Source organism: Acinetobacter sp. AND/436 (assembly GCF_049546925.1).
Taxonomy (GTDB): domain Bacteria; phylum Pseudomonadota; class Gammaproteobacteria; order Pseudomonadales; family Moraxellaceae; genus Acinetobacter; species Acinetobacter indicus.
Window position 1 is genome coordinate 20,974 of the sequence record NZ_JBMXBO010000004.1, and the last position, 24,050, is coordinate 45,023.

At 47.4% G+C, this 24,050-nt stretch carries 24 protein-coding genes; 15 read left to right on the forward strand and 9 right to left on the reverse strand.

The window, feature by feature from the left end; all coding sequences use genetic code 11:
• Positions 1–55 precede the first annotated feature (55 nt).
• Complete coding sequence (locus ACPEPR_RS04650) at positions 56–1,732, forward strand: AMP-binding protein (protein WP_168389915.1); 1,677 nt, start codon at positions 56–58, stop codon at positions 1,730–1,732.
• A gap of 36 nt (positions 1,733–1,768) precedes the next feature.
• Here ACPEPR_RS04650 and ACPEPR_RS04655 read toward each other — a convergent pair whose 3' ends face one another.
• A complete protein-coding gene (locus ACPEPR_RS04655; RefSeq protein WP_016659719.1) occupies positions 1,769–2,155 on the reverse strand; it encodes a hypothetical protein in 387 nt (128 codons plus the stop codon).
• Between the two features lie 103 nt (positions 2,156–2,258).
• Between ACPEPR_RS04655 and ACPEPR_RS04660 the strand changes: the two genes are divergently transcribed.
• On the forward strand, positions 2,259–2,660 hold the full coding sequence (locus ACPEPR_RS04660) for an MAPEG family protein (protein ID WP_005181530.1): 402 nt from the start codon (positions 2,259–2,261) through the stop codon (positions 2,658–2,660).
• A 117-nt stretch (positions 2,661–2,777) separates the two neighbouring features.
• Complete coding sequence (gene ppa, locus ACPEPR_RS04665; RefSeq protein ID WP_005181532.1) at positions 2,778–3,302, forward strand: inorganic diphosphatase; 525 nt, start codon at positions 2,778–2,780, stop codon at positions 3,300–3,302.
• Positions 3,303–3,404: 102 nt separating this feature from the next.
• On the opposite strand, the gene ACPEPR_RS04670 is transcribed toward ppa, so the two are convergent.
• Entirely contained in the window at positions 3,405–4,721 is a 1,317-nt protein-coding gene (locus ACPEPR_RS04670; protein ID WP_423562025.1) for an OprD family outer membrane porin, read from the reverse strand.
• A gap of 759 nt (positions 4,722–5,480) precedes the next feature.
• Between ACPEPR_RS04670 and ACPEPR_RS04675 the strand changes: the two genes are divergently transcribed.
• Positions 5,481–6,215: a TorF family putative porin gene (locus tag ACPEPR_RS04675; protein WP_423562026.1), complete on the forward strand. Its 735-nt coding sequence runs from the start codon at positions 5,481–5,483 to the stop codon at positions 6,213–6,215.
• A 58-nt stretch (positions 6,216–6,273) separates the two neighbouring features.
• Here the strand turns inward: ACPEPR_RS04675 and ACPEPR_RS04680 are convergent, their stop codons facing one another.
• Both ACPEPR_RS04680 and ACPEPR_RS04685 read right to left on the reverse strand, forming a co-directional pair.
• Positions 6,274–7,761 (reverse strand): YifB family Mg chelatase-like AAA ATPase, encoded by a 1,488-nt coding sequence (locus ACPEPR_RS04680; RefSeq protein ID WP_104473381.1) that lies wholly within the window; start codon positions 7,759–7,761, stop codon positions 6,274–6,276.
• Between the two features lie 69 nt (positions 7,762–7,830).
• Positions 7,831–8,058, reverse strand: coding sequence for an accessory factor UbiK family protein (locus ACPEPR_RS04685; RefSeq protein WP_168384663.1), 228 nt, complete (start codon positions 8,056–8,058; stop codon positions 7,831–7,833).
• Between the two features lie 276 nt (positions 8,059–8,334).
• On the opposite strand from ACPEPR_RS04685, the gene glnK reads away from it, so the two are divergent.
• The 7 genes from glnK (at position 8,335) to ACPEPR_RS04720 (ending at position 14,480) form a co-directional block, all read left to right on the forward strand.
• Positions 8,335–8,673: a P-II family nitrogen regulator gene (glnK, locus tag ACPEPR_RS04690; RefSeq protein ID WP_004650081.1), complete on the forward strand. Its 339-nt coding sequence runs from the start codon at positions 8,335–8,337 to the stop codon at positions 8,671–8,673.
• A 62-nt stretch (positions 8,674–8,735) separates the two neighbouring features.
• Positions 8,736–10,139, forward strand: a complete 1,404-nt coding sequence (locus tag ACPEPR_RS04695; RefSeq protein ID WP_075174920.1) for an ammonium transporter — start codon at positions 8,736–8,738, stop codon at positions 10,137–10,139.
• Positions 10,140–10,278: 139 nt separating this feature from the next.
• Positions 10,279–10,737, forward strand: coding sequence for a transcriptional regulator NrdR (gene nrdR, locus ACPEPR_RS04700; RefSeq protein ID WP_005181550.1), 459 nt, complete (start codon positions 10,279–10,281; stop codon positions 10,735–10,737).
• Between the two features lie 23 nt (positions 10,738–10,760).
• Positions 10,761–11,849 (forward strand): bifunctional diaminohydroxyphosphoribosylaminopyrimidine deaminase/5-amino-6-(5-phosphoribosylamino)uracil reductase RibD, encoded by a 1,089-nt coding sequence (ribD, locus tag ACPEPR_RS04705; RefSeq protein WP_160243613.1) that lies wholly within the window; start codon positions 10,761–10,763, stop codon positions 11,847–11,849.
• Entirely contained in the window at positions 11,846–13,135 is a 1,290-nt protein-coding gene (locus ACPEPR_RS04710) for a DNA adenine methylase (RefSeq protein WP_005181555.1), read from the forward strand. The genes ribD and ACPEPR_RS04710 overlap by 4 nt, the downstream gene beginning before the upstream one ends.
• 27 nt (positions 13,136–13,162) lie before the next feature.
• Positions 13,163–13,822: a riboflavin synthase gene (locus ACPEPR_RS04715; RefSeq protein ID WP_005181557.1), complete on the forward strand. Its 660-nt coding sequence runs from the start codon at positions 13,163–13,165 to the stop codon at positions 13,820–13,822.
• 112 nt (positions 13,823–13,934) lie between these two features.
• Complete coding sequence (locus ACPEPR_RS04720; RefSeq protein WP_168384664.1) at positions 13,935–14,480, forward strand: VTT domain-containing protein; 546 nt, start codon at positions 13,935–13,937, stop codon at positions 14,478–14,480.
• Positions 14,481–14,562: 82 nt separating this feature from the next.
• Here ACPEPR_RS04720 and ACPEPR_RS04725 read toward each other — a convergent pair whose 3' ends face one another.
• From ACPEPR_RS04725 to ACPEPR_RS04740, 4 genes are all read right to left on the reverse strand, one after another.
• The gene (locus tag ACPEPR_RS04725; protein WP_005181560.1) at positions 14,563–14,781 is read right to left on the reverse strand and encodes a hypothetical protein; all 219 of its coding nucleotides are present in this window, start codon (positions 14,779–14,781) and stop codon (positions 14,563–14,565) included.
• A 208-nt stretch (positions 14,782–14,989) separates the two neighbouring features.
• Entirely contained in the window at positions 14,990–15,610 is a 621-nt protein-coding gene (blhA, locus tag ACPEPR_RS04730) for a cell division protein BlhA (RefSeq protein ID WP_016659708.1), read from the reverse strand.
• 23 nt (positions 15,611–15,633) lie between these two features.
• Positions 15,634–16,041: a DNA polymerase III subunit chi gene (locus ACPEPR_RS04735; RefSeq protein WP_005181563.1), complete on the reverse strand. Its 408-nt coding sequence runs from the start codon at positions 16,039–16,041 to the stop codon at positions 15,634–15,636.
• A complete protein-coding gene (locus ACPEPR_RS04740) occupies positions 16,034–17,482 on the reverse strand; it encodes a leucyl aminopeptidase (protein ID WP_005181565.1) in 1,449 nt (482 codons plus the stop codon). The genes ACPEPR_RS04735 and ACPEPR_RS04740 overlap by 8 nt, the downstream gene beginning before the upstream one ends.
• A gap of 158 nt (positions 17,483–17,640) precedes the next feature.
• Between ACPEPR_RS04740 and lptF the strand changes: the two genes are divergently transcribed.
• From lptF to ACPEPR_RS04760, 4 genes are all read left to right on the forward strand, one after another.
• The gene (gene lptF, locus ACPEPR_RS04745) at positions 17,641–18,741 is read left to right on the forward strand and encodes an LPS export ABC transporter permease LptF (RefSeq protein ID WP_005181567.1); all 1,101 of its coding nucleotides are present in this window, start codon (positions 17,641–17,643) and stop codon (positions 18,739–18,741) included.
• A 1-nt stretch (position 18,742) separates the two neighbouring features.
• The gene (gene lptG / locus ACPEPR_RS04750) at positions 18,743–19,813 is read left to right on the forward strand and encodes an LPS export ABC transporter permease LptG (RefSeq protein ID WP_005181568.1); all 1,071 of its coding nucleotides are present in this window, start codon (positions 18,743–18,745) and stop codon (positions 19,811–19,813) included.
• A gap of 118 nt (positions 19,814–19,931) precedes the next feature.
• The gene (gpmI, locus tag ACPEPR_RS04755; RefSeq protein WP_005181570.1) at positions 19,932–21,479 is read left to right on the forward strand and encodes a 2,3-bisphosphoglycerate-independent phosphoglycerate mutase; all 1,548 of its coding nucleotides are present in this window, start codon (positions 19,932–19,934) and stop codon (positions 21,477–21,479) included.
• A gap of 23 nt (positions 21,480–21,502) precedes the next feature.
• On the forward strand, positions 21,503–22,672 hold the full coding sequence (locus ACPEPR_RS04760; protein WP_005181572.1) for a S41 family peptidase: 1,170 nt from the start codon (positions 21,503–21,505) through the stop codon (positions 22,670–22,672).
• A gap of 16 nt (positions 22,673–22,688) precedes the next feature.
• Here the strand turns inward: ACPEPR_RS04760 and ACPEPR_RS04765 are convergent, their stop codons facing one another.
• Complete coding sequence (locus tag ACPEPR_RS04765) at positions 22,689–24,044, reverse strand: sigma-54-dependent transcriptional regulator (protein ID WP_171526345.1); 1,356 nt, start codon at positions 24,042–24,044, stop codon at positions 22,689–22,691.
• Between the last annotated feature and the right edge of the window lie 6 nt (positions 24,045–24,050).

The following is a 24,050-nucleotide window of genomic DNA, read 5'->3' on the forward strand; positions in this document are numbered from 1 at the left end:
GGCAGTGTATAAAACAGTTGAATACTAAGGATTACTGATTGGAGAGATTGGCATTATGGAAAAAATTTGGTTTGAAGAATACCGAAAGACAGGGATTCCAGAAACTGTAGAGTTGCCACCGGAGAATACGTCACTGGTTGATATCTTTGAACGTAATTTCCAGAAGTTTGGTTCACGTGATGCCTTTATCTTTATGGATAAAGTGCTGACCTTTGCTGAACTGGAAGAAGCAAGCCGTAAATTTGCAAGCTATTTGCAAGGTCTGGGCTTGGCCAAAGGCACACGTGTTGCAGTGATGATGCCAAACGTTCTTCAATATCCAGTGGTGGCGTTGGGTGTATTCCGTGCCGGTCTGGTGCTGGTGAATGTAAACCCGCTGTATACCTCACGTGAACTTGAGCATCAGTTAAATGATTCTGGCGCAGAAGTGCTGGTAATTATTGAAAACTTCGCTTCTGTATATCAGGCGATTCTGGGTAAAACCCCAGTCAAGCACGTCGTGGTTGCCTCTGTAGGTGACATGCTGGGCACCCTAAAAGGTACGTTGGTGAACTTTGTCTTACGCTCAGTGCGTAAACAGATTCCGGCGTGGGATCTTCCGGGGCATGTCAAGTTCAATGCGGCCATGTCGAAAGCCAATGTCAGCAACTACAAGCGTCCAAACCTGACCCTAAGCGATACGGCAGTACTGCAATATACTGGTGGTACGACAGGGGTATCTAAAGGTGCAGAATTAACGCATCGCAACCTTGTGGCAAACATGCTGCAATGCGATGGTATTTTCCAAAGTAAATTTGGTGCGCAAGATGGTCAGCCAGATGACCGTATTTTCTGTGCATTGCCGCTGTATCACATTTTTGCATTTATGGTGTGCGCGCTTTACGGGATGTATAAAGGTCAGGCAAACGTATTGATTCCAAACCCGCGTGACTTACCTGCGGTAATGAAAGAATTACGCAAATATCAACCAACTTTCTTCCCTGCGGTGAACACCTTATTCAATGCACTTGTGAACAATGAAGAGTTTAAACAGCTTGATCACAGCCGATTGAAAATGGCGATGGGCGGCGGTATGGCTGTATTACCATCTACAGCGGAAGCCTGGAAAAAAGTGACTGGCACCAACATCATTGAGGGTTACGGTTTATCTGAAACTTCACCGGTGGCTACCGCGAACCCGCCAGCGTCTGAAGAATTCAGCGGTACGATTGGTATTCCATTGCCATTAACTGAAGTGGCAATTCTGGATGATGCCGGCAATGAAGTAGCATTGGGCGAGCAGGGTGAAATTTCAATCCGTGGTCCACAAGTCATGAAAGGCTATTGGAACCGTCCAGATGAAACCGACAAAGTGATGATTAATGGTTTCTTCCGTACAGGTGACATTGGTGTTATGGATTCACGAGGCTATGTGAAGATTGTTGACCGTAAGAAAGACATGATTTTGGTATCTGGCTTTAACGTTTATCCTTCTGAAATTGAAGAAGTCGTGGCGAAACATCCAAAAGTACTGGAAGTGGCTGCAATTGGTGTACCAGATGAAAAATCAGGTGAAGTGCCAAAACTGTTCGTTGTGAAGAAAGATCCATCGCTGACCACAGAAGAAATTCTGGCCTTTGCCAAAGAAAACCTGACCGGTTATAAACGCCCACGTTATGTTGAATTTATGGATGAATTACCGAAATCTAACGTAGGTAAAATCCTGCGTAAAGACCTACGTAAGACTGCATAAATTCTGCAATAAAAAAAGCGCCTAAGGGCGCTTTTTTTAATTCTCTTTTTTCATTAGCCAGCGGTCGAAGTAAGGACGTCCAACCCCCATCACCCCGAGGAAAATAAACATCGAGCCAAACTGACGGCTAAAACCGGAGGAATGGAAGCTGCCATAACTTAAAATATTATCAATCAGGCAATATACCAGAATTACGGTCACCCAGTGCCATAAAGGTAGACGTTTAATTCCCACAGCATACAGGGCCACCCACAGCACCACAAAGGTAAACAGGGTCGACCAGATATTCAGGTTGGAACAGATGACCGTTAATAAAAAGGCCACAATGGGAATCACAATTTTTAAGGCCCGATCGACTTGCAGCTGATGCTGGCGCTGTTTTTCAAGTACATCGAACATTTCTTTTTGATCAGGATTGACCATCATGAATCCTACACAATGAATAAAAACACCCTATTTAACAAAATTTATGCTTAAAACACCATGCTATGATAAAGTTTTGAAGAATTCCGATGAGAAAAAATAGATGCAAAGTATTAGTGGAATCGTCTATCTGATTCTAATCGCCTGCCTGTTGCCTTATTTATTTGCAGTAATTGCAAAAATGGCTGGCGGCTTTAAATCTGAAGATAATCAAAATCCACGTTCTTTTTTAGCCAATACTACCGGTCTGGCGGCGCGTGCCAATGCTGCCCAGCAAAACAGCTTTGAAAGTCTGCCGCTGTTTATTGCCGCCATTTTACTGGCCGAATATATGGTGATTCCGCAGTTTATTATTATGACCTTTGGCATTGCCTATCTGGTGTTTCGTCTGCTGTACGGCCTGTGTTATCTGGCCAACTGGGCGACGTTGCGCTCGATTATCTGGTTATTATCGTTACTTTGCCCGATCTGTTTATTGCTGCTGGTGATTAAACTGACCGCGTGATTGCACAGCAAAATATCTATTTTTATGTCATGAATGTATAATCGCGAAGTCATTAATAGCCGAAACCCGTTATAATTGACGCGGTTTAAAAAATTTAATTTGTGAAAGAGTGATGCCATGAGCTACAGCAATATCCCAGCGGGTAAAGATGCGCCAAATGATATCTATGTAATCATTGAAATTCCTGCCAATGCAGCGCCAATCAAATACGAAATTGATAAAGATTCTGATGCGTTATTTGTAGACCGTTTCATGGGTACTGCAATGTTCTACCCAGCAAACTACGGTTATGTGCCAAATACTTTGTCTGAAGATGGTGACCCATTAGACGTATTGGTGGTAACACCACATCCGGTTGAACCAGGTTCAGTAATTCGTTGCCGCCCGGTCGGTAAATTGAACATGGAAGATGACGGTGGTATTGATGCGAAACTGATCGCGGTACCGCACGACAAATTGACCCCAATTTACAAAGACGTGAAAGAATATACCGATCTTCCACCGTTACTGATTCAACAGGTTGAACACTTCTTTGCCCACTATAAAGATTTAGAGCCAGGCAAATGGGTGAAATTGACCGGTTGGGAAGGCGCAGACGTTGCCAAAGCTGAAGTATTAAAAGCGATTGAAGCTGCAAAATAATACGGCTTTTTCCCCCTCACTGATCTGTCTTGTTCAGTGAGGACGTCATAAAAAAACCTGCACAGTGTGCAGGTTTTTTTGATTTAGACCATCGTCAGGAAATTAGAATAATTTCACCGGGATATCTAGGAATAAACGCCATTCATTGGTGTCACCAATGTATCTGTCTACTTGGTATTCATCGCTTGCACGGTAGTAAGAATGACGTACACGTAAGCTGGCATCTTTAGCAAAGCCAGATTGAACGGTGTATTTCACCTGGTTAAAGAATTCACGTTCTTGTGCATCATCAGTTAATAACATTGAACGGTCGGTAGCTGTTGGTACATCAATATCCCAACCATATACAAAGGCTGATGTCCAAGTTAAACCAGGAACATTCATTGCAGCAAAGTCATAAGTGTATTGGAGTTGTACAGATTTCTCATCGTTACCAACGAAATCAGACAGGTAGGAGTTTGGCATATAAATGGTTTGGCCACCATCTGCAACACCTACACCTAGGTTATAGTCATAACCTGTATTACCTGTATTTTGCTGGTATGCCACCATAATATTGTGTGGACCAGTATTATAGGTGGTTGAAAGTGCCCAAATACTGTTGCTTAAGTTATTAAAGTCATTTGAAGTATGCGAGTAAGTGCGAGCAGTGCCGTCTGCCTTTGCATCCCAATCAGTATGATAACCGCTAAAGTCAAAGGTTAAGCTGCTTTGGTTTGCCAATGGATGCTTATAGTTAACATTGGCATAGTGACGCTCTAAACGGTCTTTATTGTCTACACCAAAATACGCTGTATTCAGCTGATCATTCACCTGATAACGTGCACCCCACACAATGGCACGATCTAAATCATTTTGATCGGTGGCAATCTGGTCAGAGAACTGGTTTTTGGTAAATTTACCGGCAGTTAATTCCAGGCCATTAATTTCACGGCTCGTGGCTAAAACACCAGTGAAATATTCTGGAACTAAACGCGCCGTGTTGCTGGCCAATACCGGCAGGTCTAGAACTTGGGTACCGTAACGTACTTCAGTATTGGAAATACGTGCTTTGACATTGACACCACCACGAGCCCACTGGTCATATGGTTCGCCATTGTTGTCACGTGGAATCATATTGTTGGCTGAGTTGTTATTGCTGCCCAGTTTAAATGACCAGTCACCTACTGCACCCACACCCACGCCTACAGTGCCTTGGGTATAACCAGATTCAAGTTGAACAATTGCGGTTTGTGCATAAGAGCTTTGGTCTTTTCTATTGTCAATCTTGTCACGGTGAATAAAACCAGTACGGAATAATACCGAACCTTCTGCACCTTCAACAAAACCTTTAGCTTCGCTTTGCTCGCTGGCAACAGCTGTAGAAATTAAAGCAGCTTGTACCAGGACTGCTAATGTTAATTTTTTCGCGTTTAGCATTGGGAGAGAGCCTCATCCAGAATGTTATGTTTCAATTTGTTTAAAAAGAACCCAGAAACCGGAAGAATTTTATAGGGAATTTGTAAAAAAGATACCGTTTTATCCATTTTTCTTTGAGAAAAATGCAAACGCTAGCGTATACAGTTTCAATCCTTGCTCTTGTAAAAAACCCTTCCTGGGTCATATTGCAGAAAATTTGCTTCTCAAAACAGGAAGGCAATTTTCGCGCTTTAATGTACTGTGTTTATACTTTTTATTCAAAAAATAATTTGTGATTATGCGGTTTTAGACAGTGTGAAGATAGAGAAAATTTGGCACTTTACAGGGAGTAAAACGTACATAAAAGATTTATCTCGCTGAATTTTTTATGCATTTCGTTGAAGCTATGATTAGAACTATCTCATGAATCAGTGCATTTTAGTGGAATGCAAGATTGCACTTTTTTTAAGCAGAAAAAAGCTTTTGAATGATTAAGCGACTCAAAATAGCGCATGATGTAAGCAAATATAAATGATCTGGTTTATCTCCCAACGCAGTGAAATGATCCGCACATCAGTAGGATTGAAAAAGTATCATGCTGTTTTTAAATTTTTATCTGATATTAAAAGTTTATATAAAATAATAGGTTGAAACTAATTAAAGAAAAATTGAAATCATTCTTTTTGAACAGATGCCAGTGTTGGCATAGCTATTGCAAAGCTTAAGTTGAGTTTAAAAACACAACTAAAAACGTCTGCGGACGGTTGGGGGAATCTAACAATGAAATTCACTTTAAAAGCTTTAGCAGTTGCAGCAGTAGCTTCAGCATCCAGTTTTACTTTTGCAGATGAGCCTACATCTCCGCACTCAGTATCTGGCAATATCGGTGTATTATCGAGCTATAACCTGCGTGGTATTACCAACGTGCCTGAAAATAGCGGAGCAACCTTGCAAGGTGGACTGGATTATACCCATGCCTCTGGTTTCTATGCAGGCTGGTGGGGATCTACCCTGGATTATTCTTTGGCTGAGGAAGGACGTGATGCTTTTGAAAATAACTTCTATCTAGGCTATAGCCATGCAGTAAATGATGACTTAGGTTTAACCATCGGTACGACTTACTATCATTATTATGAATCTGATGTGGAATCCAATGGTTTTGAGCTGTTATTGGGTATGAGCTATAAGGATTTAGGTGTTACGGCACAAACCCTTCTTGAAGATACGACTTGGGGGAATGCGGGGGATACTTATATTAAAGGTACTTATAGCTACGCCTTGCCGAATGATTTCAGTCTAGATACCGCTCTGGGTTTATATGCTTATGAAAAATCAGGTGACTTTATTGAAGGAACGACTGAAAGTTTTGGCTTCCGCCATTTTGACATCGGTCTAAGTAAACCACTGGGTGATACAGGTGTCACTGCCAGCATGAACTACATCATTGGTGGTTATGACCGTTTTGATGAAAAACAAAAGAATAAAGTGGTATTCGGGCTTGGTTATAGCTTCTAATCTCTTATAGAAAAAAGGCGACAAATGTCGCCTTTTTTTATTTTTATTGTCCAATCGTTTAGCTTTGCTGACCTCGATAAGATAAAGCTTCCGATAAATGCTGAGGCTGAATTTCTGAATTCTCAGCTAAATCAGCTATGCTTCGTGCTACTCGTAATACCCGATGATAAGCACGGGCAGATAAATTTAACTTTTGTTGGGCAAGTTCAAACATTTTACTGGTCTGAGCATTTAGTGGCGCAAATTGCTCTAATTCTTTTGGGTTTAATGCCATATTCAGCTTGTTCTGTCTTTGCATTTGCAGTTCGTAGGCAGTTATCACACGCTCCCTAACGGTTGCAGAATCTTCTACCGGTTGTGTAGATTGTAATTCATGAGCTTGCAGAGGAGGCACATCGATATGCAGGTCAATCCGATCCAGTAATGGCCCAGAAATCCGGTTCTGATAACGCTTGATCATTTCCGAAGAACACTGGCAGCGAATATCCTGATTAAATGCATAGCCACACGGGCAGGGGTTCATCGCGGCAATCAGCTGGAAACTGGCCGGAAAGGTAATCTGCCGCGATGCCCGGGAAATCACAATTTCTTTGGATTCCAAGGGCTGCCGCAATACTTCCAGCACTTTACGGTCAAACTCCGGCAGTTCATCTAAAAACAGCACACCTAAATGAGCCAGGGTAATTTCGCCCGGTTTCGGATGCGAGCCACCACCGACCAGTGCAATCGCTGAAGCGGTATGATGTGGGGCTCGAAACGGCCGCTGTCCAAAGCGATGTGGGGTATTGGCAATTGAATAGATACTGGCAACTTCAAGATTTTCCTGCATATTCAGGGGCGGCAAAATACTGGCCAGACGTGAGGCCAAGAGAGTCTTGCCTGTACCGGGTGGACCTTTAAAGAGCAAGGAATGGCCACCGGCAGCGGCAATTTCCAGGGCACGCCGAGGTCGCAGCTGTCCTTTGACATCCGCCAGGTCAAAAGCATAGCGTTCCAAGCGGGTTTCCGAGCTTGCTGCAAAAGGCTGTAGGGGCGCAGCCTGCGCCAGATGCTCACAGACCTGTTTCAGATGACTGGCCGCAAACACCTGAAAGTCGGGCAATTGTGCGGCTTCCTGTGCATTGGGTTCCGGTAATACCAGTTGATGGCCGGCCGCCTGACAGGCAATGGCAATACTTAAAGTGCCGGTGACCGGGCGTAACTGGCCATCCAGCGCCAGTTCACCAATAAATTCCAGGTTTTCTGCGGCCTGTTCGGGCAATTGTCCGGAAGCAATCAGAATGCCTAAGGCAATCGGTAAATCCAGACGTGAGCCATCTTTGGGTAAATCGGCCGGGGCCAGATTAATGGTCAAACGTTTGGTGGGAAACTGAAAACCACTGTTAATAATGGCCGAGCGAACCCGGTCTTTACTTTCACGGACCGCGGCTTCGGCCAGACCGACAATGGTTAAGGAGGGCAGACCCTGACTTAAATGGACTTCAACTTCAATGGACGGGGCATTCAGTCCAAGCAGACCCCGCGTATAAATTTTGGCAAAAGACATTGTTGTTATGTTCCGTTTTGGTGCGTTATTTTTGGTCGTTATGCGTCTTTTGTTGCACTAAGAAGGTGCTTATTCTTTGTTCAAAATCTTTTGTTCGAGTGCTTCTACCTGCTGCAGCAGTTCATTTAAACGAAGATTGGCATTATTCAGTGCAGTGCGCTGACGGTCCAGCTCTTCTTTGGACACCAGATCCATTTTGCTGACGGCTTCGTTTAGCAGGGCACGCAGGTTATGTTCTAAATCTTTTTTCGGTTGATCGACCTGTTCTAAGATGGCCTGTAATAAGGTTTCTATCATAATAAATTCCATTCCAGTGGACTGAAAAGCGCAGTGTAGCATTGCTCTGGCCCAGACTATAGTGTTTCAGATGAAATATGGTTTTATTCGATGCCGGAGATCGTAAATCTCTACAGAAAAATGTTTATTTTTTGAAGATTGGTGCATGAGAAAGGTATAAAATAAGATATAAATAAATCACATGCCGTAACTTCTAATTTCCCCCGACCTTAGGAGTTTTGGCATGAAATTTGAACATAAAACCTTACTGGTGAAATAAGCCGAAGGAAAACACACATGAAGCTCGTAACTGCAATTGTAAAACCCTTTAAATTAGATGACGTGCGTGAAGCACTGTCAGAAATTGGTGTTCAAGGGATCACTGTCACTGAAGTCAAAGGCTTCGGTCGTCAGAAAGGTCACACTGAACTGTATCGTGGCGCAGAATATGTTGTTGATTTTCTACCAAAAGTGAAAATCGAAATCGCCATTAGTGATGAGATGGTGGATTCAGTGATTGAATCAATCACCCGTGTAGCAAGCACCGGCAAAATCGGTGACGGTAAAATTTTTGTGACGAATCTGGAACAGGTCATCCGTATTCGTACAGGTGAAACAGGTGCAGATGCTGTTTAAGTAATTGGCACGAAGTTTGCTGAGTACCTAATAACTCACAAAAACTAGGTTGGGGGATACGAATGAAAAAAATGCTACTTGCGCTCGGCCTGTCCGGCGCGCTTTTGGGTGGTTCTGTTACTTGGGCTGAAGAAGCCGTAACAGCGCCAACTCCTTCAGAACAAATCACAGTAAATGATACTGTGGAACCTGCGCTTATTGAATCAAGCGATATCATCACTACAGAAACTGCTTTACCTGAAGTGGCAGCGGCTGAAGAAGAAGCCGTGTTAGACACTGGTGATACCGCTTGGATTCTGGTCTCAACAGCACTTGTCCTACTCATGACCATTCCGGGCTTGGCCCTGTTCTATGGCGGTATGGTGCGCAAGAAAAACGTCCTCAGCACCATGGCGCACAGTTTTGTTGCGGCCGCAGTGGTCAGTCTGGTCTGGGTAATTATTGGCTATACCTTGGCCTTTGGCGAAGGCAATGCCTTTATTGGCAGCCTAGACAAGTTCATGCTGGCCGGTATTACCACCGATGCCTTGAGTGGCACCATTCCTGAAATTCTGTTTGTGATCTTCCAGATGACCTTTGCGATTATTACCGTGGCCATTATTAGCGGTTCGATTGCAGAGCGGATGAAATTTGGGGCCTTTGTTGCGTTCATTGCCATCTGGGTGGTGGTGGTCTATGCACCTATTACCCACTGGGTCTGGGGTGGCGGCTGGTTAGGCAATGATGGCGCGCTGGATTTCGCTGGTGGTACCGTGGTACACATTAACTCTGGTGTGGCTGGTCTGGTGGCTGCCTATATGCTGGGCAAACGTATGGGCTTGGGCCGTGAATCGATGGCACCGCACAACCTGACCTTAACTGTGGTGGGTGCAAGCTTGCTGTGGGTAGGCTGGTTTGGTTTCAATGGTGGTTCTGCGCTGGGCGCCAATGGTTCAGCAGGTTATGCTTTAGTGGTGACTCAAGTTGCCGCAGCTGCAGCCGCACTGGCCTGGTTAGTGACTGAAAAAGTGGTCCGTGGTAAAGCCTCTGTATTAGGCGGTGCTTCAGGTGCTGTGGCCGGTCTGGTGGTCATTACCCCGGCAGCAGGTTTTGTCACCGTCGGTGGTGCCTTAGCCATGGGGCTGATTGGTGGCGTGGTCTGCTTCTGGGGGATTACTGCACTGAAACGTGCCCTGAAAGCCGATGACTCTTTAGATGCCTTTGGCCTGCATGGCGTGGGTGGTATTGTAGGTGCAATTTTAACCGCCTTCTTTGCCAGCGAATTCATTATGGGCGATGCGGCACCTGCCAGCCTGATGGGTCAGCTGTGGGTGCAAGTGGAAGGTGTGATTGCCACCATTGTGTACTCTGCAGTATTAACCTTCATCATCCTGAAAGTGATTGATCTGGTAATTGGTATCCGTGTTGAATCTGATGATGAACGCATGGGTCTGGATTTAAGCCAGCATGGTGAACGGGTTGAATAATCTTTCAGCAGCATAATCAATATATTGTGTAAAACAGCCCAAAAGGGCTGTTTTTTTTCTATATATTGCGTAAAACTCTACAAAATCCTGTTTTTTTGCTACACTCTCAAATCAACTGGATTTGTTCAATTAAACCACTATGCATTGTCCATTTTGCAACGCCGCAGACAGTAAAGTGATTGATTCACGGCTGGCAGCTGAAGGCTGTCAAATTCGCCGACGTCGTGAATGTATTAGCTGTGGTGAACGTTTTACCACCTTTGAAAGTTATGAAGTGGTGATGCCACGCGTCATTAAATCGGACGGTAAAAATGAGCCCTTTGATGAAGCCAAACTGCGCCGTTCATTGATGCATGCCTTGCAAAAACGTCCCGTGACTCAGGAACAGATTGAAACGGTACTCAGTGATATCCAGCTGCAAATCCGCCGTCTGGGCGAACGTGATGTTAAATCACGCACCATCGGGGAAATTGTCATGCAGTCTTTATTCTCGCTGGATCATGTGGCCTATGTGCGTTTTGCTTCGGTGTATCAGGACTTTCAGGATGTGGAAGCCTTCCGCCGTCAAATTGAACAAATGCAGCAACGTGAATACTAAGCTCAACGCGCAAGAGTGGTGACATGTCCGAGTTAACTCAAGACCAAATCTGGATGCAGCGTGCCATTGAACTGGCACGACTCGGACAGTACTCGACCAAACCGAATCCGAATGTGGGCTGTGTGCTGGTTAAAGACGGACAGCTGGTGGGTGAGGGCTATCATCCGCGTGCCGGACAGCCACATGCCGAAGTATTTGCCTTACGTGATGCCGGCGATGCCGCCCGCGGTGCAACCGCTTACGTGACTCTGGAACCTTGTGCGCATTATGGACGTACCCCGCCTTGTGCCAAAGGTCTGGTCGAAGCCGGTGTGGCCAGAGTGGTAGTGGCCTGTCCTGATCCGAATCCGCTGGTGGCTGGTAAAGGCGTGCAGATTCTGCGCGATGCCGGAATTCAGGTGGAGGTAGGCGTGCTGGAACCGCAGGCGCATCAGCTGAATCTGGGCTTTTTAAAAGCCATGGCCACGGGTCAGCCTTATGTCCGCTTAAAAGTGGCGTCAAGTCTGGATGGCCGTACTGCCATGGCCTCCGGTGAATCGAAATGGATTACCGGCAATCCGGCCCGTCTGGATGTGCAGCACTGGCGCGCAATTTCAGCAGTGGTGATTACCGGGATTGAAACCGTACTGGCCGATGACTGTCAGCTCAATGTCCGCCAGCTGGCGATACATCAGGACATCAGCAGCATTGCCCAGCCGAAACGGCTGGTGCTAGACCGTCAGGGACGCTTACCCTTAACCGCCAAACTGCTCGAGCAGCCGGACAGTGTGATGGTGATGGGTCCGTATCGGGCCGAGCTGGAAGCGCTGGGCGTGATCCAGCTCGAGGTTCAGCCTTTGGATCAACTACTTCGAACTTTGGTGCAGCAGTATCAGCTGTATGATGTGCTGATTGAAGCCGGTGCAACATTATCGACCGCCTTTTTACAGCAGCAATTGGTCGACGAAGTGATCAGTTATGTGGCTCCGACCCTGTTAGGCCGGTCTGCACGTGCCATGTTTCAGGCAGAATTTGAGCGTATGGCACAACAACTTCGATTTAAACTTTGCGACGTCACTCAATTCGGTGATGATGTGCGCTTAAGGTTAACCCCTTCTCAAGAGACGTTATGAATTCAGAGTCTACGGTTTATCACAAACGTCGTCACGCCGCACGTACGACAGATGAATATCTTTTCCATCAGCTGGTTCCTTATCTGGGGAATAAACGTCGTCTGTTACATCTGATTCTGGAAGCGCTGGAGCAGACCGGCACCCTGAACAAAGGCGGCCGCGCCCCGATCTTCGCTGACTTTTTTGCCGGTTCAGGCGTGGTTTCACGTCTGGCCCGACAAAATGGCTATCGGGTAATTGCCAATGACTGGGAACCGTATAGCCATGCGCTGAATCATGCGATTTTGGCTTGTGTGGAAGCGCCGGCGTTTAAAGAGCTGGGCGGTTATCAGAAAGCAATTGATTATTTAAACCGTTTGCCAGAAGTCAAAGGCTGGGTCACGCATAACCTGTGCCCACGCAATGATGAAATTTATGATCCGACCCGCGACCGTTTATTCTTTAAACGCCGTAACGGGATGCGTATTGATGCCATCCGCCAGCAGATTGCCACCTGGCAGGCGCAAGGCGCGATTGATGATGTCGAGATGAGCGCGCTGCTGGCGCCTTTGTTGTATTCGGCCAGTTTTGTCAGCAACACCTCCGGGGTCTTTAAAAGTTTCCACCATGGCTGGGGTGGTAAAACCCAGACTGCACTGGAACGGATTGAATCTTTGTTGTGGTTAACCCCAAGCCGCTTCTGTGAAATTGGTGATCCGAAACGTCCGGCTGCCGAAATGTGGTGTGTTGATGCCCAGCATCTGGCCAACCAGATGAGCGGTTTTGAAGTGGATGTGGCGTATTTAGATCCGCCATATAACCAGCATGCTTATAGCAGTAACTATCATGTGTTAAATGCCTTAACCTTGTGGGATCAGGTCGATTTACCAACCCCGGATACCAAAGGCTTTAAGAGCGGCATTGACCGTGCCTGGCGTAAAGAGCGTCCGAGTCCGTATAACTCGTCCAAGCACGCCAAAGAAGCGTATGAGAAGCTGTTAGAGACCATTAATGCACGGTATATCCTGACCAGTTACTCCACCGATGGCAATATCAGTGCAGTGGATTTGTTGCAGGCCAATTTAAAACGTGGCCGGGTCAGCCTGTTAACCCAGGATGTACCACGTTACCGGGTCAGCAAGCAGCGTCAGTCTGAACGCGCACGGGTACTGGAGTTTATTGTGATTACCGATACTCATGCCAAGTCTGGCCCGCCAATCCGGCAGTTGCTGGGGCAGTTGCATCACTTTGCCGAGCTGGGCGGGGTCGATACCAGCGGTGTTAGCACCCAACTGGCCTTGTGGTAAGCACTAGAGACAATAAGAGAAAAGACTATGTTTACAGGAATTATTGAAAGCGTGGGCAAAGTGGACAGCCTGCAAAGTGTCGGTGGTGATGTCCGCCTGCGTATTCAGACCGATCTGGATATGTCCGATGTCCATCTGGGGGATTCGATTGCCACCAATGGCATCTGCCTGACCGTGATTGAGTGGGGCGATAACTGGTACGCGGCCGATGTGTCACGGGAAAGTTTAAACCGGACTACCTTAGGTAACTGGAAAGTTGGCCAGCCGGTGAATGTGGAAAAAGCCATGTTACCGACCACCCGTTTTGGCGGACATATTGTCAGTGGTCATGTCGATGCCGTGGGTGAAATTACCTTGGTGCGTGAAGATGCGCGTTCTTTATATTTTGAAGTGACTGCACCGGCTGAAATTGCCAAATATCTGGCCGAAAAAGGTTCGGTGACTGTAGATGGCATCAGCCTGACCATTAACCATTTACGTGGCAGTGTAATCAGCCTGAACCTGATTCCGCATACCGCAGAGCGTACCAATATTGGTACCTGGAAAACTGGCAGCAAAGTCAATCTGGAAGTGGATGTTTTGGCGCGTTATATCGAGCGTTTACTGCTCGGTGAAAAAGCCGCAGAAACCACGGCACAGTCAAAAATCAGCATGGACTTTCTGGCCGAAAATGGCTTCTTAAAATAAGTCCTGACGCTGCTGTACAGAACAGTCTGATTGAAAAAATTAGACTGTTTTTTTATTTTTAGCGATAATTCAGGCTGCGCGAAACAGAGTAACTTACGTTGGTTAAGTGTAGATGATTGATTTTTTGCTAAATTTTGAACAGTGGCTGCCTGTGTTGCTCAACAACTATGGGGTCTGGATTTATGCAATTTTATTTTTAATTATCTTTGCGGAAACCGGTTCGGTATTTATGTTTTTCCTGCCGGGAGACAGTCTGCTGATTGCCATTGGCGCCTTATGTTCAACCACCGATGTGGTGCATTTACACTATATGGCGATTTTACTGTGCCTGGCCTCTATTCTTGGCTATAGCGTGAATTACTATACCGGCAAGGTCTTGGGGCTGAAGTTTTTTAATGACCATTCGCGCTATTTCAAACCGGAATATATCGTCAAAACCAACCGCTATTTTATGAAGCATGGCGGTAAAACTATTCTTATTGCCCGATTTATTCCTTTTGTCCGTTCTTTCGCGCCGTTTGCCGCCGGTTCCGGACATATGCCCATCGCCAGCTTTACGGCCTATAACATTGCCGGTGGTATTATCTGGATTGTGTCTTTATTGGTCATCGGTTACGGGCTGGGTAATATCCTGTCGTGGCTGGGGCATATTTTTTAATAGCAACAGTGCAGAGAAACCGCATGCACAAAAAAGCCCACGCGGGGTGGACTTTTATCTTGCGGGGAGAAATTCGCTGACCTTAGTGCTTGATCACTGTGACAGAGGTACCGCCTAAACGTGGACTGGCTTCGGCAACCGGTGCTAAAGAAAATGTACCTTTTTCAGCTTCTTTGGTCAGGTAAATATAAAGCGACTGGAAATCTGCACGGCTGATTAATAAATCCTGAGCAGTAATATGCCATTGTTCACCACTATGCAGATGATCAATTTTGCTCGATATTTGTGTCAAGATACCCATTTTAAACCCTAATTATAAAAATAATTTTTACTTTAAAAGGCAGCAGTACTGCTATTCAAAGTATGACTATCTTGTGACAAAAATATTTCACTTTCATGACACTTGGGCGAGAAATTCTGCCTCACACCCGATTGATCTTTCAGATGGGCCGGTTTAAATCTGCATTTACTGACACCATGCCGGGTTTTTCACGCCAGAAGGCCGACATTTAGGCCTCTTTGGAAAATTGGGAATGTTTTAAAATATATTCAATTTCTTCCTGGGCAGCGGCTTGTAGCTGGCTGCGGAACTGTTGTACTGCTTCTTCAATCCGGGTTTCGGCTTCCAGTTCCAGACGTACCCGCACACTGTCGAGTTCCGACAGAATCTGTTCATCGGCAATACGCACGCCTTTGGCAAAATTGAAACTACCATTTTCCGGATTTTTTTGATAACGCGCAGTGTAGTCCAGAATCTCCTGATCCAGCTGGGTGCGTAAACTGGCCAGGGTTTCGGTCTGCGCGGCAAACTGTTGCAGTTCATCCTGATACAGAGCCTGCGCATACGCGGCCTGATCAGCGCGTTGTTGGGCCAGACGTTGTTCTAGCATCTGCTGGCGGCGAATACGCGCTTCTTCAATTAACTGGATTTTCAGTTCGGCATAGGCCTGATCAATTTTCTGAAAGGACTGTTGCTGTTGCTGCTGATCGTACTCCACCCAGCGTTTGAGGTCGCTGTCCGGTTGCAGCACCTCACTAATCCGATGCAGGTCATCAATAAAGGTCTGACGCACAGCTTCAGGCGCAGTTAACCAGCGCTGTTTAAAATCTGGACCAACATTTAATGCCACGCTGCATCTCCTTTGGGGTGGTTCTATAATTTGTGGGTTTGCGGCTCAATGCCTAAACGACGATATTGTTTATATTTTTCCCGGCCAAGCTGTTTGGCGGTTTCATGATTTTCAATGATTTCGATAATGTGACTAAATTTGGCGAACTGTTCAAGAGCCTGTTCGTTAAAATTAAACACAATCCAATCATTTTCAGTTGGCAACTGCGCTGAAATACAGACCTGTGCCGTAGGCTCATCAATACCATGCGGAATAAAACTGCCGGCATCAAAGCTCCACAGCCGTTCATCCAGCGCCCGTTGCAATGCCGGGTCTGCGCTATACAGCCAGATGCGCTGTGGTTCACGCAGGATTTTCCGGCATAAACGGCAAGTGCTGTCCACTTGCCGTTCAGGACTTTTTTCAAACAGATAAAAGCTGACTTTAGCCATGCTGCTCTGCACGGTTAGCCAGGAATTGCATCAGTAGCGGTACCGGACGGCCTGTGGCACCTTTATGGGTTCCTGAATTCCAGGCAGTGCCGGCAATATCCAGATGCGCCCAGCGATAGTCACGAGTAAAGCGTTGCAGGAAGCAGGCTGCAGTCACAGAACCGGCTTTTGGACCACCAATATTGCCAATATCGGCAAAAGGTGAATCTAATTGTTCCTGATAGTCATCAATCACCGGCATACGCCATACGCGGTCAAAACTCTGCTGGCCGGCCTGGGTCAGTTCCTGTGCCAGTTCATCATCTGGTGTGAACAGACCGGTTAACACCGAACCGAGCGCAATCACACAGGCACCGGTTAAGGTCGCCACGTCAATGACCAGTGCCGGGTTAAAACGCTGGATATAGGTCAGCGCATCACACAGCACCAGACGGCCTTCAGCATCGGTGTTCAGGATTTCGACAGTCTGACCGCTCATGGTGGTGACAATATCGCCCGGACGGGTGGCTTTGCCCGATGGCATATTTTCCGCTGCGGCAATGGCTGCCACCACATGAATCGGCAAGCGTGATTCACACAGCGCACGTACGGTCCCCAAGACTGAGGCTGCACCGCACATATCGAATTTCATTTCGTCCATGCCAGCACCCGGTTTCAGGGAAATACCGCCGGTATCAAAGGTAATACCCTTACCGACCAGTACAATAGGTGCCTGCTCAAGATTGGCCTTGTATTCCAGGGTAATCATGCGGCCCGGACGCTCGGAACCCTTGCTGACCGCAAGGAACGCACCCATGCCCAGGTCAGCCATATGCTGTTCATTCAGCACGGTTACTTTGAGTAAATCCGGGAATTCTTCTGCCAGTGCCAGTGCCTGATCAGCCAGATATTCCGGAAAGCAGATGTTCCCCGGACGGTTGCCTAAATCGCGGGCAAAATTCTGACCAGTATGTACCGCTTCAATAAATTTCAGCTGATGGGCAGTTAACGGGCTTTGTGTGGCAATCAATTGAATCTGCTCTAATACAAATTCATTCTTTTTGGTTTTAAATTCATCAAAACCGTAGGCGGCCTGGGTCAGGCTCAAGGCAAAAATATAATGCAGTTCTTGTGGCAGGACTGATAGATCTACCGCAATACTGCTAAATTTCTTCTGTGCGGTTTTTACAATGGTTTGCGCCAGTTTGGCCAGTTTAGCCGGCTGTAATTCGCTGCTTGAACCAAGGCCAATCAGCTGGCTGAATGCCGGCAAGTTGTCCTGTGCTGTCAGGCTTAAGCTTTCATTAAAGCCGGATTTAAATTGTACGGCCTGGGTGATGCTATCTAAATTTTTGATTTTATAGTGATCTGCGGTTGTACGAAGGGTATTGGCATCGACCAGAATAAATAAAGCAGCTGCGGTGACATTGTCTTGGTATGTCGGATGAATCGTCAGTTTCATATGCGTTATATAGGCCTTTTAAAATTTTAAAACCATTAAACCATTGAAACATTTTCATGAATAGAGTTTCAATGTGAAACAACAGTATAGGTTTTATATTTTCAACATTCGGGTAAACTATCGCTAGTTTTATTCCCTCGTTTTCTGGAAGCATTAATTTGATTATTCGGCGTTATCTGGTCAAGCAAGTTGTGTCGACATCCTTGGTTGTGATTGCCTTATTGACCTTGATCATGATGGGTGGCCGGCTGATCAAGTATTTTGGCGTCGCCGCGCAGGGGCGTCTGGATGCGGGGATTCTGTTTAGCATTATTGGCTACCGTCTGCCGGAATTTTTAACCCTGATTTTGCCACTGGGCTTTTTTATTGGCCTAATGCTGGTGTTTGGCCGGCTTTATGTCGACCATGAAATGGCAGTATTAAACGGCAGCGGCGTCAGTCGTAACCAACTGGCACGTTTATTAGTCCCGATGACGGTGGTATTTCTGGCGGTGCAGGCCATGCTGATGGTCTGGGCAGCGCCGTGGGGGATTCGCCAGTTTGAAGAATTGACCACCAATCAGGCGGTCCGTACCGGTTTCGATCTGGTACGGCCAAAAGAGTTTATTTCTTCGGGGCCCTATACCATTTATGCCGGCGACCTGTCAGAAGACCGGCGTAATCTGAAAGATATTTTCTTCTACCAGCGTGCCGACCGTCCGGGCAAACCGGATATCATGATTCTGGCCAAAGAAGCGACCCGGATTGAACTGTCCAATGACCCGGCCAATGTGGTCGATCTGGTCGAAGGTCGCCGTTATGAAATTTATCCGGATCGTCCGCAATATTCTCAGGCTGAATTTGCCAGCTATCGCTTACGTCTGGAAAGCGATCAGGAAGCCAAATTCCAGAGTACAGAAGTGGAAGCCCTGCCAATCGGGCAACTGTGGGATAACCGTCAGGACCCGGTGGTGGCCAGTGAACTGGGCTGGCGAATCTTTGTGCCGTTTTCAATTCTGGTGGCACTGCTGCTGGCCGTGGCTTTATCTGAAGTCAGTCCGCGTCAGGGACGTTATTTAAAACTGTTTCCGGCCCTGCTGATTTTTGCCAGCCTAATTGTGGCGTTAATGGCGGTCAAAACCCGGATCAGTAAAGAAGAAATGGGTATCTGGGCCTATCCGCTGGTGCTGATGGTCTATGCCATTGCGGCGGCGCTGTTCTCGCGTAAACAGAAACTGGCACCCAAAATCAAGAAACAGATTCAGCGAGTGAGGTCTTAATATGTTCGCACGTCGTATAGTGGCCAAGCATGTGACCAAAACGACCGCACTGGCGATGTTGGGGGCAACCGCGGTGTTGTCCGGCTTACAGGTATTATTTACCTATCTGGGTGAACTCGGTTCCCTAAAAGAAGGCTATGGCGCGCTGGATGCGCTATGGCATGTGCTCTGGGGTGCGCCCGGTTATCTGTATGAAATTCTCCCGATTGCCGCATTAATTGGCGCAGTGCTGGGTCTGGGTACCTTGGCCTCAAACAGTGAGCTGATTGTGATGCGTGCCGCCGGTATCAGCCTGTGGCGGATTGTCGGCTGGGTGGTGCGTTCGGCACTCATTCTGGTGGTGCTGTCTTTTGCCTTAAGTGAATGGGTGATTCCCTATACCAACGAGCGCGCAGAAAGCGTCAAGAAACATCGTAGCGTGGCTGAACTCGGTGAAGTCAAAGGCTACTGGACCCGTGAAGGGCAGCGCTTTATTTATATTGACTATGCCAACTCGCAGGGCACACTGAAGAATATTCAGGTCATCGACTTTGATGATAACTTCCGCTTACGCGGTACCTTAAATGCCGAGCAGGGCCAGTTTGTCGAAGATGGCGCCTGGTCACTGCAAAACAGCCGCCAAATGGACATTCTGCCAGAGGGCAATGCTATTGCTGATCAGCAGGCCACGCAGCCTTTATCGCTGGCTTTGCAACCAAAATATGTACACATGGTCACCATCGACCCGGAAGATTTATCACCCAGTCAGCTGGTCAGTTTCATGAGCTATATGCATGAGTACAGTCAGGTGCCGAAAAGCTATCAGCTGGCTTTCTGGCAAAAAGTTGGTTCTCCATTTGCCCTGATTGCGCTGGTGCTGATTGCCTGTTCCTTTATTTTTGGACCGCTGCGCCAGCAGTCGATGGGTTTCCGTCTGGTGATTGCCTTGTTTGTCGGCCTGGGCTTCTTCTATTTACAGGATTTCCTCGGTTATGCCAGCCTGATTTATGCGCCATCTCCGGCCTGGTTTGTGTTTATCCCGATTATTCTGATGTTTGTGGTGGGTGGTTATCTGCTGCAACGCGCCCGATAAGCCGGCAATTGAACAAAACGATAGTGTGGCACGGTTGAAACCATCAGCCGTGCATGGTGTCCGAACTGAAAATTCGGTAAGATATGCGATTAATTTGTAGACTAAAAGAGTGTGAACTATGACGGATGCAACTGCAGGCAAAATCCCTCACGTACTGGTCATTATGGATGGTATTGGGCATCGTGAAGCTGTTGAGGACAATGCGTTCCTGGCGGCACAACGTCCAAATTTGACCGCTATGCAGGAAAAGCATCCGCATGGGTTGATTTCAGGTTCAGGTGAAGATGTGGGCCTGCCAGATGGTCAGATGGGTAACTCCGAAGTGGGCCATATGAACCTGGGTGCCGGCCGTGTGCTATATCAGGACTTTACCCGCATTACCAAAGATATCCGTACCGGTGCTTTCTTTGAACATGAAGTGCTGGTCGATGCAGTCGAGAAAGCCAAAGCTGCGGGCGGTGCCGTGCACTTAATGGGCCTGCTGTCGGAAGGTGGCGTGCACTCACATGAAGACCATATTGTGGCAATGGCGGAGCTGGCGCTGAAACGTGGTGCAACTGTTTATTTACACGCATTTCTGGATGGCCGTGATACTCCGCCAAAAAGTGCGCAGCCCTCTTTGCAAAAACTGGATGCCCTGTTTGCCCAATATCCAGGCCAAGGCCGGATTGCCAGCATGATCGGCCGTTATTTTGCCATGGACCGCGACAATCGTTGGGATCGTGTAGAACAGGCTTATCGTCTGTTAACAGAAGGTGAAGCAGTCCGTACTGCAGCAACCGCCGTAGCTGGTCTGGACGCAGCTTATGCAGCCGATGAAAGCGATGAATTTGTTAAAGCTACCCGTATTGGTGAGGTTGCGGCAATTCAGGATGGCGACAGCGTGGTGTTCATGAACTTCCGTGCAGACCGTGCCCGTGAACTGACCAAAGCCTTTGTGGAAACCGACTTTGCCGGTTTTGAGCGTAAAGTGGTGCCGCAGCTGGCCAAGTTTGTGATGCTGACCCGTTACCAGGCCACCATTGATGCACCTGTGGCTTATATGCCAGAAGCATTAAAAAACTCGCTCGGTGAATACCTGTCAGACCTGGGTAAAACCCAGCTGCGTATTGCCGAAACCGAAAAATATGCACACGTGACCTTCTTCTTTAGTGGCGGCCGTGAAGATGAATATCCGGGCGAAAAGCGCATTCTGATTCCATCACCAAATGTAGCAACTTATGATCTCAAGCCAGAAATGAGCGCGTATGAAGTGACAGATGAGCTGGTGGCAGCGATCAATTCAGGTGAATATGACTTGTTGGTGGTCAACTATGCCAATGGCGATATGGTGGGTCATACCGGTGTGTTTGATGCAGCGGTGAAAGCGGTAGAAGCAGTGGATACCTGTCTGGGCCGTGTGTATGAAGCTGTAATGGCCAAGCAGGGTCATATGCTGATTACTGCCGACCATGGTAATGTCGAGCAGATGCAGGACTATGACAGTGGTCAGGTCCATACCCAGCATACTACCGAGCTGGTGCCGTTTATTTATGCCGGCCCGACCCAGGCGGTGATTGCAGAGGGTGGTGTTCTAGCCGATGTGGCACCGACTTTACTGAGTCTGATGCAACTGCCAATTCCTGCAGAAATGCAAGGGCGTAATTTAATTACCCTGACTCCATAAACTGCCAACAGATAGGTGAAAGGATGGTTCCACACTGGAAACGCATGCTTGTTGCAACAACATTGATGATGTGTGTGAACCTGCCTGTCTGGGCGGCAGAAGATCAAGATCCGCTTGCACTGGAAGAAACTACCGAGCAGGACTATGTTGAAGTGCCGGTCGAATCGATCCAGCAGTTTGTCAAAATTTATGGGCTGGTCAAAGCCAATTATGTCACGGAAAAAAGTGACGAAGCTTTGTTTGCTCAAGCCATTCAAGGTCTGGTTTCCGGACTGGACCAGTATTCGCGTTATCTGAATGCCGAAGATTACCGTGCCTTGGTGCAATATACCGAAGGCGATCTGGCCTCGGTCGATTTTAATTTACGTTACGATGCCCAGCAGCATCAATGGCAGATTCATAATTTAAGACCCGATGCCGACTCGGCCAAACAAGGCCTGCGTAATGGTATTTCGGTTTTTAAAATCGACAATCAGGAACTGCAAAAGCTCAATCAGGATCAGGTCAATGCCTTGTTGATGGGCGCGGTTGGCTCCAATATCACCTTGCAACTGACCGCAAGTGCGCAGCCGATTCGTCTGGTACGCAACAGAAAAGTCGAAACCGATATTCAGGCGCAGATGCTGAGTAATCAGGTACTACTGATTAAAGTCAAAGTCTTCCAGCAAGATACTGCCAATGAAATCAAGGAACTGATCGAACAGTACAGCACACCACGGCTAAAGGCGGTACTGTTTGACCTGCGCAATAACCCGGGCGGTTTGCTGTCCTCGGCAGTCGAATCGGCCGATCTGTTCTTGAATCAGGGCGTGATTGTTTCTACCAAAAGCCGCGCTGAAGGCGACCAGCAATTTCAGGCTTTACCGAGTTTTGAATTCCAGAATCTAAAGGTCGGTGTGCTGATTAACCAGCGTTCGGCCTCGGCTGCAGAAGTGTTTACTGCCGCCTTAAAAGATCATGGCCGTGCCTGGGTGATTGGTGAAAAAAGTTATGGCAAAGGGGTGGTACAGAAGCTGTTTCCGCTGTCAGATGGCACCGCCTTACAAATGACGGTTTCTCACTATTACACCCCGCAAGGCAAAATGATTGAAGGGGTCGGGATTGAACCGAACCAGCGCTATGCACTGCAACAGGATATGAAAGAAGACAATTATCTGGATCATGTTGCAGAGCTACTGTTAAGTCATAAATAGGCGCAGGGTTCGCACCTTATTCATCGGTATCCAGTCCGAATTTCTTTAGTCGATAACGCAGGGAACGAAACGACATCCCCAGTTTTTTCGCAGCCAGGGTCCGGTTCCAATGGGTCAGATTCAGTGCATTCAGCAAAATCTCTTTTTCGATTTTCTCCAGAAACAGCTCCAGTCCTTCTTCCGGCAGTTTACGCGGAGCAGCGGGCAGGGCATCAGCTGTAACCGGTGTTGCCGGGTCAGCTTCTGGCTCGGCCAGCGGTGCCATTTTGCGTAAGGGTGCGGTCTGCAGATGTGGCAGATCAATCACATCATCATCACTCAAGGTCATGGCGCGTTCAATGATATTGCGTAGCTCACGCACATTACCCGGATAATACTGTTCCAGCAAAAACTGCTGGGCACGTTCTGACAGGGTTTTGCTGTGTATATCCCATTCCTGGGCAATTTTCTGAATAAAATGCTGGGCCAGCAATAAAATATCCTGACCACGCTCACGTAGCGGTGGCAACACAATATCCATCACATGAATCCGGAAGAACAGATCCTGACGGAACCGGCCTTGCTGGACTAACGCTTCCAGGTCCTGATGGCTGGCACTAATAATCCGGAAATCAACATCAATTTCCGTATCGGAACCGACCGGACGAATCCGTTTTTCCTGCACCGCGCGCAGCAGTTTTACCTGCATATTGAGCGGCAGTTCGGCAATTTCATCCAGGAACAGGCTACCGCCGTGTGCCGATTGAATCAGGCCCTGTTTGTCCTGCGCTGCACCGGTAAAGCTGCCTTTTTTATGGCCGAAGAATTCGCTTTCCATCAAATCGCCCGGAATCGCGCCACAGTTAATGGCAATAAAAGGCCCGTCACTGCGGTTGCTGAGGCGATGCACCAGATTGGCCACCACTTCTTTCCCGGTGCCTGATTCACCGCTAATAAACACCGGTGCCTGCGAGCGGGCAATTTTTTTCAGGGTGGTGCGCAGTTGCTGAATCGGTAGAGATTGCCCGATCAGCATCCGTTGTTCCAGCTGGTCTGCTTCCTGACTATGTGCTTTAAACAGCGGCTGATTCAGTGCTTTTTCCAGTAATTGTTCGAGGTGTTTCTGGTTAATTGGTTTGCTGACAAAATCAAAGGCTCCGGCTTTGAGCGCGGCAATGGCAATTTCCATATTGCCATAGGCCGTCAGCACCGCAACCGGCAGCTGCGGAAAATGCTGGGCAATCAGCTCGACCAGTTGCAGGCCATTGCCATCAGGTAAATTCAGATCGGTGATGCAGGCATCATAGTGATGACTGGACAGTAACTGGCGTGCCTGCTCCAGCCGGTGTGCCACGTGTGTTTGAATCCCCATGCGCGCCAATGTCATTTGCATGAGCGT